This is a genomic window from Lutibacter sp., assembly GCF_041562875.1.
GTDB lineage: Bacteria > Bacteroidota > Bacteroidia > Flavobacteriales > Flavobacteriaceae > Lutibacter.
This window is the reverse complement of record NZ_JBFFOE010000064.1, coordinates 1-14,357: the sequence shown is the minus strand read 5'-3', so window position 1 is coordinate 14,357 and position 14,357 is coordinate 1. Positions and strand designations below refer to the sequence as shown.

General features: G+C 29.0%; 14 protein-coding genes. 5 read left to right on the top strand and 9 right to left on the bottom strand.

All coding sequences use genetic code 11. The annotated features are described in order from the left end of the window. A partial coding sequence (locus ABY863_RS09520) for an FUSC family membrane protein (RefSeq protein WP_372794204.1) occupies window positions 1-1,820 on the bottom strand: 1,820 nt, incomplete at its 3' end. A 500-nt stretch (window positions 1,821-2,320) separates the two neighbouring features. Between ABY863_RS09520 and ABY863_RS09515 the strand changes: the two genes are divergently transcribed. Both ABY863_RS09515 and ABY863_RS09510 read left to right on the top strand, forming a co-directional pair. Then, window positions 2,321-4,075, top strand: a complete 1,755-nt coding sequence (locus ABY863_RS09515; protein WP_372794202.1) for an NACHT domain-containing NTPase — start codon at window positions 2,321-2,323, stop codon at window positions 4,073-4,075. 133 nt (window positions 4,076-4,208) lie between these two features. Continuing rightward, window positions 4,209-5,195, top strand: coding sequence for a hypothetical protein (locus tag ABY863_RS09510; protein ID WP_372794200.1), 987 nt, complete (start codon window positions 4,209-4,211; stop codon window positions 5,193-5,195). 1,156 nt (window positions 5,196-6,351) lie between these two features. Here ABY863_RS09510 and ABY863_RS09505 read toward each other — a convergent pair. Beyond that, on the bottom strand, window positions 6,352-6,954 hold the full coding sequence (locus ABY863_RS09505; RefSeq protein WP_372794198.1) for a class I SAM-dependent methyltransferase: 603 nt from the start codon (window positions 6,952-6,954) through the stop codon (window positions 6,352-6,354). A gap of 104 nt (window positions 6,955-7,058) precedes the next feature. On the opposite strand from ABY863_RS09505, the gene ABY863_RS09500 reads away from it, so the two are divergent. Further along, window positions 7,059-8,276 (top strand): multidrug effflux MFS transporter, encoded by a 1,218-nt coding sequence (locus ABY863_RS09500; protein WP_372794196.1) that lies wholly within the window; start codon window positions 7,059-7,061, stop codon window positions 8,274-8,276. Between the two features lie 141 nt (window positions 8,277-8,417). After that, entirely contained in the window at window positions 8,418-8,729 is a 312-nt protein-coding gene (trxA, locus tag ABY863_RS09495; protein ID WP_372794206.1) for a thioredoxin, read from the top strand. An 8-nt stretch (window positions 8,730-8,737) separates the two neighbouring features. On the opposite strand, the gene ABY863_RS09490 is transcribed toward trxA, so the two are convergent. The 4 genes from ABY863_RS09490 to ABY863_RS09475 form a co-directional block, all read right to left on the bottom strand. Further along, a complete protein-coding gene (locus ABY863_RS09490) occupies window positions 8,738-8,917 on the bottom strand; it encodes a CPXCG motif-containing cysteine-rich protein (RefSeq protein WP_372794195.1) in 180 nt (59 codons plus the stop codon). An 11-nt stretch (window positions 8,918-8,928) separates the two neighbouring features. Next, window positions 8,929-9,696, bottom strand: a complete 768-nt coding sequence (locus ABY863_RS09485; protein ID WP_372794193.1) for a sulfite exporter TauE/SafE family protein — start codon at window positions 9,694-9,696, stop codon at window positions 8,929-8,931. A 146-nt stretch (window positions 9,697-9,842) separates the two neighbouring features. Beyond that, window positions 9,843-10,553 (bottom strand): OmpA family protein, encoded by a 711-nt coding sequence (locus ABY863_RS09480; protein WP_372794191.1) that lies wholly within the window; start codon window positions 10,551-10,553, stop codon window positions 9,843-9,845. Continuing rightward, window positions 10,553-11,035 (bottom strand): lipocalin family protein, encoded by a 483-nt coding sequence (locus ABY863_RS09475; RefSeq protein ID WP_372794189.1) that lies wholly within the window; start codon window positions 11,033-11,035, stop codon window positions 10,553-10,555. The genes ABY863_RS09480 and ABY863_RS09475 overlap by 1 nt, the downstream gene beginning before the upstream one ends. Window positions 11,036-11,259: 224 nt before the next feature. Between ABY863_RS09475 and ABY863_RS09470 the strand changes: the two genes are divergently transcribed. After that, on the top strand, window positions 11,260-11,958 hold the full coding sequence (locus ABY863_RS09470; protein ID WP_372794187.1) for a pseudouridine synthase: 699 nt from the start codon (window positions 11,260-11,262) through the stop codon (window positions 11,956-11,958). Between the two features lie 246 nt (window positions 11,959-12,204). On the opposite strand, the gene ABY863_RS09465 is transcribed toward ABY863_RS09470, so the two are convergent. The 3 genes from ABY863_RS09465 to ABY863_RS09455 form a co-directional block, all read right to left on the bottom strand. Further along, the gene (locus ABY863_RS09465; RefSeq protein WP_372794185.1) at window positions 12,205-12,651 is read right to left on the bottom strand and encodes a hypothetical protein; all 447 of its coding nucleotides are present in this window, start codon (window positions 12,649-12,651) and stop codon (window positions 12,205-12,207) included. Between the two features lie 69 nt (window positions 12,652-12,720). After that, window positions 12,721-13,002: a hypothetical protein gene (locus ABY863_RS09460; RefSeq protein WP_372794183.1), complete on the bottom strand. Its 282-nt coding sequence runs from the start codon at window positions 13,000-13,002 to the stop codon at window positions 12,721-12,723. Between the two features lie 314 nt (window positions 13,003-13,316). Beyond that, on the bottom strand, window positions 13,317-14,357 hold a 1,041-nt coding region (locus ABY863_RS09455; protein ID WP_372794181.1), incomplete at its 5' end, for an alpha-ketoacid dehydrogenase subunit beta.

The window sequence follows — 14,357 nt, the reverse complement described above, 5'->3', positions numbered from 1 at the left end:
GTTAGTGTAAAAGCTGTTTCTTTTAGTTTCTGATGTTTTTGAGGATCTAATTGCATATTTTGCCAAGCCATAACCAACGCATTATCTGCCCGGTGTGCTTCTCTTCTTGCAATTCTATAGGTTAAATCATCCGTTATAGGATTTTTATATTCGTTTAAAATAGCTTTTAAATATGCCGTATTTTTAAGGATTACCTCACTTAATAAGTTTGGTAATTTCTTGTATTGCCAATTGGGCCATAAAAAACGAACGACAATAAACGAAATAAAAGCGCCTATTAAAGTATCTATTAAACGCGGCGCCATGACATCAACTCCTTTATTGGCTATAATATTAAATGCACACAATACAAAAATGGTAATAAAAATAATACCTGTTGAATATTTGCGTTTCATCCAAAATAAAAATAAATAGGCCGAAGTAAGCATTAAAACAATTTGCCCTGAAAAAGAAAATAATTTAATAACTAATATCCCAATAATTACACCCGCAAAAGTTCCTAAGATTCTTTGTAATAATCGCTTTCTTGTTTCACTATAACTAGGCTGTAGTACAAATAAAATAGTAAGCACAATCCATTCTCCTTTTGCGATATGAAAATATCCATATATTGCATAACCAATTAAAAAAGAAACACTTAACCTTAAAGCGTGATGCATTCTTGGGTGGTTAATATTTAGCTGAACTTTTAATCGCTCAAAATAAGTACGGGTCTCTTTTTCTAACTTAGGCAATATTTCAGTATCATAATTTTCATGAATTGTTTTTAAAGTTTCATGAGACTGCGTTAAATTACGAATCAATAATTTTATAGGTAGTGAAGGCTTCAACTCATTGTTTTGAAGTGAATTATGAATTGTTTTTGTCAACCAATCTAAAGCTATTGGATGCTTATAGGGAATCCCAGTAAGTAAACTTTCTGCGAAATTTTGAGTTGCATGTGAGAGTTCATGTAATAATTGACGAATTCCACCAATTAAATCACTATTTGAAGGATTGGCACTTAATAAATCATAGCGCTCATGACTAGATGCTGCTCGTTCATGCAAACTTTGCAAAACCATAAAATAATACAAATACGGTTGTAATGGTTGCTGATTTGTAAGAGACTCTCCATAGCTATTTAAAACTTCTTTGCATCTGTCTAATGCTTCAACAGTTTGCACATTTAATAGCGCTAGTTTTGCTCTTATTTCTTTTTCTTCATCATTATTGCTGGGAAAAAGCTTTGATTTTTCATTTAAATACAATGAGAGTGCTGAAAAACCTCTAGCTATTTGTTCTTCCAATAGACTATACGGTTTTAAACGTAACAGTATGTATGAAAAAATGCCATAAATAAAAGCCCCAGAGGTTAGTAAAATAGGTTGTATGTACCAATTAGGACTAATGTGCGTTCCAATCATGGTATAAATACCCACTAATAAAGCGCCAAATGTTACACCTCTAAAACGCTCACTTACACCTCCAATTAAAATAAATACAAATGTTGACAAAGCAAGTCCAATACCTAATAGTATGGGATATGGTTGCAACAATTCTACCGAAAAACTTGATATAGCAAAGCTAATAATTTTTAAAACCATAGACTTTAAGCGTCCGTTGGGATGATCATCTGTTTCAGAAAGGGCTCCTGCAAGAGCTCCTAAACCTAATGACACAGCATAAAAAGGTAGATTAATAGTCACCATTAAAATAACAAGTATTCCAATCACCATCGTTGCTTTAATAGCCAATAATCTATTTGGATTGCTTAAAAAAGTAGTTCTAAATGAAGTATACCAAAGTAGTTGTTTTAAGTAAAAAGAAAGTTGATTCATTTTTAAGATAGATGAGTATTAATTACAATTGAACTGCAAAAGTAAACAATAGTGAACTATAACTAAAAAGCAAAGTTTAACTTTCATCTGTTTAAATAAAGGCTCCTATAATAAATATATAGTAGTTTGAATACATTAAATTTAAAAAAAACAAAATGTTGTAATTTGTATTATAATGTTAGGGTAGTACCCGTCCTGAGCTTTTCGCCGAAGGATTACCTTGCTTTGCTCACTTTTTTTTATTATAAATAGGAGTTCGCGAATTTCGTTGCACTCCATTTGGCTAAAAGCAAAGTTTAAGGTTGTATTTTATGAAAAGTCTTATACTAAAAGGATACTTCTATAATGTTAGTGAAACCGAGGTAAGAGGTTCACGAGCTCTTATTTGCAAAATAAAAGAGTAGCGAATAAACACTTATTATACTGACTGACGAAAGGAGGGAAGTATAATGTGTGTGAATGGGATTATTCTTATATTTGTTAAGATAAAAAAATAAACTATGAATAAAAAGGCAAACCAATTAGAAACACTTTCAATATTAAGATTGAAAGAAGTCGTTTTCAGCCTTTTGGAAAAAGAAGGATATAAAAATTTAAAAAGTAACCAGGTTAATATCATCACAGGTGAAACAAAAGAGGGATTATCTGTATTAACTACTACATTTTACCTTTATCAAAAAACTCTTTCAGGAAACAATGTTGAAGCCAAAGAATTAATAGAAAAACTAAAGTTAGCACACAAAGCAAGCAATCCTAACTCCATGATGTTAATTTCAGGTTTTAGTATTTCTAAATCTGTAGAAAGCACAATAAATTTAGCTATTAATTTCAATTTAGAAATTATGCAAAGGGAAAGTTTATCAGACTTAATAGAGTCTCATTTCCCTAACTTTTGGATGTATGAAAATTTTGATTTAGTAAGTTACGAAAAGTATTTCTTAGAAGAAATGGTCGAAAAATCGGCATTACTAAATATACAAGGTCTTGAATCTAAGGCCAAAAGGCTTATTGAAATTTATGTAAAACCTCGAATATTTGAAATTAAAAGTGATTTAGAAAGCAATAGTACGCAGCTTAATAGAGTTCAAGAAATTGATATTATGAAAAGGACAAAGTCTTGTGTTATTGAAGGTGATACAGGCTCTGGGAAAAGTACTTTATTAAAAGAAATAGGTAGACTTCAAATAGAAGAACAACAAGACTTGAAAACATTACCGATTTTTATTTCTCCAATATTACTTTTTAATTCAGATTTCAATATTCAGACAGCTTCTACAAAACTATTAAAAGATAGAGTTCCAGGTGATTGGAATGAAATTATTCAATCTTATAATATCTTATTATTAATTGATAATATTGATGATTTTGAAGAAAATGAACAGATTGGTGTGGTTGAACAGCTAAATCATTTATCTAAGTCTAAAAATATTCGCTATATATTAACGACCAGATCTATAAAAACAGGAAAAATAAGCTCATATTATGAAGATGTTAGTTTTTTTCAATTAAGGAAGTTTAATGATACTCAGATAAAAGAATTTACTTCAAGGTTCTTTAATGATAATGGTATTTCAAGTGACCTAATTGATGCTTTGGAAGATCATAGGATTTTAGAGAGATTGCCATTAACACCTCTTTCACTATCTCTTATTGCATTAGTTTATGAAAAGGAAAATTATGAGATACCTGCTACAATTTCGGATATTTATGATAACTTTAATCAACTTATTTTAGGAAAGATTACTGCAACTAAAAAGTTTGACATAATTGACTTTAATTTCAGAGAACGCATTTTATCCGTTTATGCTTTAGAAATCTTACAGAATAATAATGGTCGACCATTTTCAAAGATAAATTTTGTTAAATATTTTAAAGAGTATTTTGAAGCAAAATCAAGTAGTGTAGCAACTGAGGTAATTGAAGAATTTCTACATTTTTTTATAGACAATTCTGGTATATTAAAAATTGAAGAAGAAGAATACGTCAACTTTTCACACAAATCATTTCTAGAATATTATGCTTCTTTAGAAATTTTTAAACATAAAAGAAATTTAGAAAAAGATTTAGTAGATAATTTTCTTGATTTAAACTGGCAAAATGTAGCTATATTTTTTGCTGGTCAGTCAAAAGATATGCCTGATTTCCTTATAAATATCATAGCAAAAGTTAAAGGAGCATCAAAGTTAGAGGAGCATAATAATGCAATATTAGGGGCTAGGTTATTTATTGCAAGCTTTATATCAAACAGACAATAAACTTCGAGAAGAAGCTGTTCTATTGTCTTTAAACCAAAGTTTAATTCTTCACGACTGGTATAAAAAAATTATTTCTGATGGGGATATTTTATTATTTAAGAAAATGCGACTTCCGGCATTATCGATTTTTAATATGTACTATTTTTACTTAAATTTTTTATCATCTACACTTTGTGAACCTTTAAGTTTAGCTTTTAATCGATTATTAGAAAAGTATAAAGAAGAAGGTGAAACAAACACAGGGTATCAACTATTAACAATAGCTGCCATTTTCCACTCGAAAAGGATTAGTAATTCATTATATCTTCAAAAACTATTAGACGAAACTTCAATACTTAAGGATCCGTATCTAGTCACGGTTGCTGAATTTGCACTATATTTCAATAGCAGTTCAGATCATAAAGACATTAAGCTACAGTTGGGTAAAGCTTATCATAAAATGAGAAATGTTACTAAAGACTTGATTAAACTGCCTGCTAATAGGTTAAGGTTTTCTAATCTTGACTTGATAGAATCTAATAAAAAAATCACATTGATTACTGAAGGATCTACGGATGCAGAAATTTTAGAACACGCATTTACAATACTCACAAATAATAAAATTCCTTATTGGAAAGTAAAGCCTGCCGGCAACAAAAGTGGCGGGGCAAAAGAAGTGAAATTTATTTTAGACAAGGCAAAACCTATTGCCCTTGATGATACTATTATTATTGGTTTATTTGACCATGACACTGAAGGTATCAATCAATTTGATGGATTACAGTTTGACTTTTACAAGGATTACAAAAGAGTTAAAAAAATGAAAGAAGCTAACATTTATGGTATAAAACTCCCTATTCCAAAGTTTAGAGAAATTTATGTAAAACAAGAAAGAGAACATTTCTATTTAGCAATAGAACATTATTTTGATGATGAAATTTTACTTAATTATGAACTGGTAAAGCCTTCTGGAATTCCAGGATTATATAAAATTAAAGACTCAAGTGGTCTGAAAACTAAATTTTCAAAACATATAAAGTCACTTAAAAAAGCAGAATATTTCATACATTTCATACCTTTATTTCAAACTATTGATGACATTACTGGTGTGGAAGAAATAGATTATCAAGAATACATCTAAAGCCATTGAATTACGAATTATACTTTATGATATTTCGGCCTCATAAAACTTTGGCTAAAACAATAGGCGAGTGAGCGTACATATTTTAGGGGGGTTAGAAGCATTCTTGCCATCGCGTCAACCCGCTCAAAATTTCAAAGATTCTCAATCTTTTCAATTTATGCCGTCTAAAATATAGCGAATAAGCCGTTAATTGTTTCGCCAACACACCAGCTCGCTGCTTCACTAAAAATGCACTTTAGGTGCATTTTATTAACGTTTGCCCGTATGCAGCTTTGATTTTTTTGTTTAGCTCACGACATGTTAATGTTTTAAGTGTTCGTGAATCTCCTAAAGTCGATTTCTCTTTTTTATTAAAAAAAATAGATAAGCATAATGGAAGAAAGCTTATTTGGAAACGAAATTTAAGCAAGTGTTTAGAGATTATCTGGTATAGCCAACGCTAAAAGGCTCGCTCACAATTTCAAAAGTCCACAGGACTTTCTAAATTATGCCGTAAACTGTTGCGCCAACTTAACGAGAAGTTTCTGAAAACTTTTAGAACGAGAATATTCAAACTTATTCAGAATATAATAACAAAACTAAAAGGATTGCTTTTTTTGGCGTTGGCAAGCGGCTGCAAATTACTCGTGTGTTTTTTACTTGTTTTTATATGAACTCGTGAATGCTGTGCATTTGTGTTTACAAAACAATAAAGTTGTTGGCAGCGGCAACTACGAAGTAATCACGAACACAGCTTTATAAAATAAAAAAGATTTGAGTAATTTAGCATAATGGCAAATTATAATTACAAATTTACCCAAATGCTGTTCGCTGAGAATCGCATATTTAAAATTTTCCTAACCCAAGTACAGAATATCGTAAAGGAATAAAAGGCTTCTGGGATATTTAGCATACGAGTTTATAAAATTGAATGAGTTTCAATTTTATGAATCTGCGAGTTGATGCGGCTGATAAATTATAACTTACAAATAGAGTCTAGAACTTAAGCCGTAATTGCTTTTAACATAATTGCTAACGATATAGACCTAAAGGCGCTATATCTGCAATTATGTGTAAATAGCCTGAAAAACGGCTATACAGCAATTACTGTATATTTGTTTTATAATTTATATTATGTTAAATAGAATATTTATAAACCTAAACGACATATCAATTATACCTCCTTTTGTATCACTAATGTTGTCATACTTCTTTTATTATGAACAATTGTTGTTTTTAGATCTTCAATCAATAAAACACCATTCATATTTTTAATATCATCTAGAATTTTAGTCGTTAATAAAAACCGAGTTGAACCATCGGGTAATTTATAAATACCATTCCCCAATGCTATAACCAATTCTTCAATTCCAAAATTTGATGCAGTTCTAATAAATAAACTTCCTTGAGGTTTTAATATTCTTAGTAATTCATTTAACATTTGTAAAAAATGATTTAAGTTTTCAGCAAAATGCAATACAGCATTACAAATCACATGATCAAAGCTATTCGTTTCATGTGGTAATTGCTCAATTCTCGCTTTTATAAAATTATCTTTTTGTAATGGATATATTTCTTTACAATGCAGTAATCCTTGCATATTAGTATCGGTTCCATGAATTTCAAAACCAGCGTTATAAAACCACTTCAAATTTCTACCATTACCACACCCAGCATCCAAAATTTTTGCTCCTACTTGATAGCGATCTTTTAATATTTGATCTAAAATATAAATATCAATGCCTTTAATATTATTCTTTAAGGTTAATATGTCCATAAATGCGTGGTTTATAAGTTGCAAATTACAAATTCTTATTCAGTGATCACTTTTTACAATACTAAAATATTTTACTACAAATACAATTACTGTACATTTGCACAATGCAAAAAAAGAATCATTCTCAATTTGAATTTATAGCACTTATGGCATCATTAATGTCAATAGTAGCCCTTGCTATAGATGCTTTATTGCCTGCTTTAGATTTTATTGGTTTTTCTATTGGTACAACAAACATTGTTGATAATCAACTATTAATCACCATGATATTTCTTGGACTTGGATTAGGTCCCTTATTTTTTGGCCCAATTTCAGATAGCTTAGGTAGAAAACCTATTGTATATATGGGTTTTGGGATATTTATTATTGCAAGTATTATTTGTGTTTTATCTGAAAGTTTAGAAATGATGATTTTTGGAAGAATTTTGCAAGGAATTGGACTTTCTGCACCAAGAACTATAAGTATAGCAATGGTTAGAGACTCTTATAATGGTGATTATATGGCTCGTATTATGTCTTTTATTACGGTAGTTTTTATTTTTGTTCCAATCGTTGCTCCTGCCATGGGAAAATTTATTTTAGATCATTATAACTGGCAAGCAATATTTTATATTCAATTGATTTTTAGTATTTTAGTATCTTGGTGGTTTTGGAAAAGACAACCTGAAACTTTACATATAAAAAATCGAGTTAAATTTACCAGACGTATTTTTATAAATGGTTTAAACGAAATTAAAAAGTCTAAAAGAACCATTGGTTTTACTGTTATTTCTGGTTTTGTAACTGGCTCATTTATGGTATATTTAAGTACTGCTCAACAAATATTCCAGTTACAATATAATTTAAAAGAGCAATTTCCCTACATATTTGCAGGTTTGGCAATTGCAATTGGTTCAGCCACTTTTTTAAATGGAACACTGGTTATTAAATATGGGATGGAAAAAATGGTAACCGTTTCTCTTATTGCCTTTTTTAGTTTTTCCTTACTCTATATTATTCTATATCATGGATCAGCAAACCCACATATTGGTATTTTATTATCTTTCTTTGGTTTGCAGTTTTTTGCTATTGGTTTTTTGTTTGGTAATTTAAGAGCTTTGGCAATGGAGCCTGTAGGTCATATTGCCGGAATTGGTGCTGCAATAACGGGTTTTCTTTCTACTATGATGGCTGTTCCAATTAGTACCTTCATTGGTAGATTTGTATCAAATACGGCACTTCCTTTATTTATTGGATTTGCCATTTGTGGAATGTTATCTATTTTAATGTTGATTTATATAAAAGCGACTAAAAAACGGGTACATCTCTCAATTAAAAATTAGATTTAGCCACTACCCTATTTCTTTATTTTATTATAATTACTTGAATTTAAGATATTTACTTTTATTAATTTTACGAATAATTAGATAAAATATCAACTAATTTTTGGTGATAATAATTGTTGATTTTGTAACTTTAAGTATATTCTAAAAAATATTAAAATGAAAAAGTCATTCAACGAAATTATCAACCAAGATATTCCAGTTCTTATTGATTTTACAGCAGATTGGTGTGGTCCGTGTAAATCCATGGCTCCAATTTTAAAACAATTAAAGTCTGAACTCAAAGATGCTATAAGTATTATTAAAATAAATGTTGATGCTAATAAAACTCTGGCTGCAAAATATCAAGTTCAAGGTGTTCCTACTTTTATAATTTTTAAGCAAGGCAAACAAATATGGAGACAATCAGGAATGCAATCAATTTCTCAATTGAAAAAGGCAATTGCGAGTTAATTTTGAAATTATTGAAATTGTTGCACTTCAAAATTTATTAATTCTCTATTTATGAATTTCACAGTAAATTCCAACGGATTGCAGCAAACTTCACAATCTTCAATAAATGAGTTTTCATCTATTGATGTGTCTAATAAAATGGAAACCTCTTCCCAACAATATGGACATTGATAAAAATGTTCTTCCATTTAAAAAAATATTATTTTAATAATATCAATAACGCTCCAACAGCCGTGGCTATTAATATAAATTTTCTGTAATTTTCATTATTTATTCGTTTTACAACTGCTACACCTGTAAAAAAACCAATAAATATAGCTGGAATCAAAAACATATTTAAGAAAATAGTTTCTGAAGTTACAGTGTTCCAAACAAAAAAATGAAATGGTAATTTAAACACATTTATAATTAAAAATAACCAAGCTGCAGTACCTATAAACTCATTTTTAGGTAATCTCATTGCTAAAAAATAAATATCAGCAAATGAACCTGCTAAATTTCCAATCATAGATGTAATACCAGATAAAAGTCCCATAGCACTTGAAAAAAGCCAATGATTTGGAATGTTTTTAGCTTTTTTTCTATCCATCCAAATCATAATAATTACAGTTAATAGAATTAAAACTGCCATTATTTGTTTAAAAATAATTTCGGAAATATTTTTTCCTATAAAAACGCCTAATACTACTCCCAAAACCATAGTTGGCAGTAATTTTAATAAAAAATTCCATTGAGTATGTTTGTGATAATAAATTACAGCAAATATATCTGCAGTTATCATTAATGGAATTAAAACACCTGTTGAAGCTTTTCCTCCAAAAACTAATGCCATTAAGGTAACAATTATAACTCCTAAACCCTTTACTCCTGCTTTTCCAAGTCCTAAAATTACAGTTGCTAAAAATGCAAGTAAAAAACTTATAATTGATAGATGATATTGATTTAGAAAGTCTATAAAATATGGCACCTGTTATTTTTTAAAGAGCGAAAGTAAACTTTTTCACTTCATAAATATTTAAGAATAACTTATTTCTTGATTTTTGTAAAGTAAAGTCATAAAAAAAAGCTATTTAAATATTTTTAAATAGCTTTTTTAAAATGAATAATTAACAGTTAGTTTTCACCACTTTCTTTTTTGGCGTCTTCTTTCATTTTGTCATTTGGAACAATCGCTACATTTACCCTACGGTTTTGAGCACGACCTTCTGCAGTACTATTATCAGCAATTGGTTGATCTTCACCAAACCATGTTGTTGCAAAACGTGATGAACCCAATCCTTTGGTATTAACAAAGTAATTGGTTACTGCATTGGCTCTTTTTTCAGAAAGAGTCATATTATATGCAGCTGAACCACTACTGTCAGTATGCCCAACAACCAATACATTGGTATCAGGATATTCTTTTAAAATATTTGCCAATTTGGTAAGTAGTATTTCAGATGAAGCAGTGATATTATACATGTTAGTTGCAAACTGAACACCACTATTTTCATCAAAAGTCACTAATATACCATCGTCAATACGTTCAACTTTGGCCCCTGGAATTTCTTCCTCAATTTTTTGAGCTTGTTTGTCCATTTTATTTCCAATAAGTACACCAGCAGTTCCTCCAACAACACCACCAATCACGGCGCCTATTTCTCCTTTACCGCCTTTACCAGCATTGTTGCCAATAATAGCACCTAATATTGCACCTCCGGCAGTTCCAATTACGGCACCTTTTTGTGCGTTATTTGCATTTTTTGTAGCTTCACAACTACTTATTCCAGCTACAAACACTAATGTTAAAGCCACTAATGATATTTTTTTTAAGAATGTTTTCATTATTCGTTTATTTTATTAAAGTTCATATAAATTATAAATGGTTTTCCTTCTACTGAAACAGTTTGTTCCCATCTCATAGTAGTTTCAGTTAATTGTGCCAATTGAAGTCTAAACCCAGTATTATCAGCAGAATTTTGTTTTGCATCGGTTGGTTTCAACAAGAAATCATAAAGGCCAGTATTGGCATCTGTTTGCTGAATGGTGAAATTAAAATTACGATCGCCTGTTGGTATGCAATGAGCATCAGTAATAGTGTATATTCCTGTATTATTGTTTGGAATAAAACGCCATTTGCTTCCTATAAAACAATCTTTAGAAGCATCATTTAATAAGGTTACATCAAAAGTTCCAGGTTCGCTATAAGTAATTTGGTCTAATGACCAGTATCCTTTAATTACTTTTTTAGACTGGATAACTGTTTTTGGAGTTCCACAAGAAATAACTATGGAAGCTAAAAGTACAAATACTAATATTTTTTTCATTTTTATTGTTGTTTTAATTATTGAAATTATATGATGTAAATTTACCCTAGAATGCCTTTTATAAAGTTACATATTTTTTTTTATTAGTTACAAAATTCACACATCTTAAGTTGAAATATTTGTTAATATTATCTAAATTATTGAAAATTATGTTACATATCTATTCATTTTTAGAGGAAAAAGCAAGATGATTGAAACTACTTTTTTACCTGTATATTTGCAAAATGAAAATTGAAATTCTTTTTGAAGACGAATATATTATCATTGTGAATAAACCAAATAATGTTTTAATTCATAAATCATATTACGCAAGAAATGTGGATGGACCTACTTTATTAGACTTGTTATTTAAGCAATTTAATGCTAATTTTTATCCTGTTCATCGTTTAGATAGAAAAACATCTGGCGTATTGCTTTTAGCTAAACAAAAGGAAAATGTTGCTGTATTTCAAGATTTATTTACCACAAATGAAATTAAAAAAATATATTTAGGTATTGTTCGAGGATTGGTAAGTGAATCAATGCTTATAAATTCGCCTGTTAAAAACCCTGATACAAAGTTATATAAAGATGCTGAAACTTTTTGTGAACCAATTTGCATAAAAGAATTAGATATTCCCGTACATCCATATAATGGTTCAAGATATTCGTTAGTAAAATTAACACCTGCTACTGGTAGAATGCATCAACTGCGTATTCATTTAAATAAAATTAGCCATCCAATTGTAGGAGATTATAAATATGGAGATCGCTTTCACAATAGAATGTTTGAACAAGAATTTAATTGTCATAATTTATTTTTGCATGCATATTCACTTAAATTAATGCATCCAATATCAAATGAACATATAGTAATTGAAGCTAATTTACCAAATGATTGGATTTCTGTGTTTAATATATTTGACTGGGGAATTTCAGAATAAAACCGTTTTTAAATTTTAATTCTACACAAATTTTGCTTCAAAATTCAGAATATATAGTAGTAATAATTTTAGAGTTAATCTCACCCCAAATAATATAACTCCATCATATTACTACTTGTAAAATCTCAACTTTTACACTTTTCAGAAATTATCATCCTAACAATTATTTAAAAGCATTTATTGAAATTTAGACATTAAGAATTTCAAAGAACTAAAATTTAAAAACGGTCAAATAATTTAATAAATTTATTTTGTTAGCAGTTTATGTTGCTTTTCTTTTTTCATTATCAATAATATAAGTTCAAATACTTGTTTTTTTATATACTTAAAGTTTTCTATATAATTTTTAACTTCAATTTTTAATGATTCATGATTTTCTCTAAATAAACTTTCTTTTTTTAGATAATTATTTTCAATTAATAGAGATAAATTTATATTATGCTCATTAATTGATTTTATAAGTGTTTCACTTAATTTTGCTTCATGATTTATTCCATTTAACAATAGCTTGGCTTTATTAAAATTGTTAGTGTCACATAAACCTATAATATGATCAGCCAATAATTCTTTCAAAAAATCTTGCTCTAATTTAATAAACTCAATTTCTGATATCCAATTTTTTGTTTTACTATGTAAGTATTCAACACTATTGTTAAAACTTGTGGCTTTTTGTTCTGGAATTAAATGTTTCATATTGTTTTTTTTAGAATTAAGAATCCGAGAAATAGAAAATATACTTCTCGGATTCCTCCATAAAGAAGATTAAGCAGTCTCAAATACTTTCTTGTGTTCTTCACTTTTTAAAATCTCCAATTTCCTTAAATGAACTTTAAGAACACCACTATCATACTTAGCTTTAATCTCCTTACGAGAATAATCATCTTCTGTGTTGTTTATAATTTTTTTATTTTCTGCTGAAATTGTTAGAATATCATCGGTGATGGTTCCATCAAAATCTTTATTAAATAACTCGCCTGTATCTGTAAAATCAGGAAACATTAGATTAAATAGAGGGAAACGCTTGTTAAATTTAATAAGTGACATAATGAATTGTAATTTAAAATTAGCTTCATGTTATATGTTTACTAAATTAATAGCTTACTCTATGAATCACTATGATACACGTCAATATTAATAATGATTGTTATCATATATTTTTTTATGCACTTATTAAAGGGGGTGTAAAAAGTAATTAATGAATATTCTAAACAATCAAAAACAGCTAAATCAATTGAAGTAAAACAAACTTTCTAAAATTAGTTTTACTTATTTAGCAATAATTGAATAGAATATTAAATTAAAAGTATCTTGTGAAGATCTCTTTATGTATGATTGAAATAAGATTTGAAGTTTTATAATTAGTAATTTAATACATTTAAAATTTCAGCATATAATTTCGTTTTTGGTAAAAATAGTTGTTCCAAGTTTTTTGCAAAAGGAATTGGTGTTTCAATACTTCCAACACGTTTTATAGGTGCATCTAAATATTTAAAACAATTTTCAGTAATTAAAGCCGAAATATCAGAAGCAATACCTCCAAAAAGAGTGTCTTCTTGTAAAATTAAAACTCTTCCTGTTTTTTTTACAGATTTATAAATAGTCTCTGTATCAAGTGGTTGTAAAGTTCTTAAATCAATAATATCCGCAGAAATTTGATGCTCTTTAACTTCTTTTAATGCCCAATGAACACCCGCTCCATATGTTATAATGCTAATATCAAAGCCAGTTGTTAAAATGGAAGCTTTCCCAAACGGAATTGTATAATAATCATCTGGAACTTCTTGATAAATAGTTCTGTATAAAGCTTTATGCTCAAAAAACAAAACTGGATTTGCGTCTTCAATAGCGGTTGCTAATAAGCCTTTAGCATCATAAGGAAATGCAGGGTACACTACTTTTAAACCTGGAGTTTTGGTAAACCAAGCTTCATTTGTTTGACTGTGAAAAGGTCCCGCTCCAACATCAGCTCCACAAGGCATTCTTAAAACAATATCTGAATTTTGATTCCAACGATACTTTGATTTTGCTAACAAGTTAATCACTGGATTAAATCCTGAGGTTATAAAATCTGAAAATTGTAATTCAACTACAGATTTATATCCATTAATTGAAAGTCCAAAAGCAGATTCAATGATGGTAGACTCGCAAATTGGTGTATTTCGTACTCTTTCTTCTCCGAATTGTTCTAAAAATCCTTCAGTAATTTTAAAAACCCCACCATAGTCAGCTATATCCTGACCCATAATAATTAGTTTATCAAAGCGCTCCATACTTTGTTTAAGTCCTTGAGAAATAGCGTCAATTAACCTAATGTTTGAAGTTTTAGTTGAATGTTTTACTTCTATATAATTTACATGCTCATAAACATCGGCTAATTCATTTTCAATTGATGAAGAAGT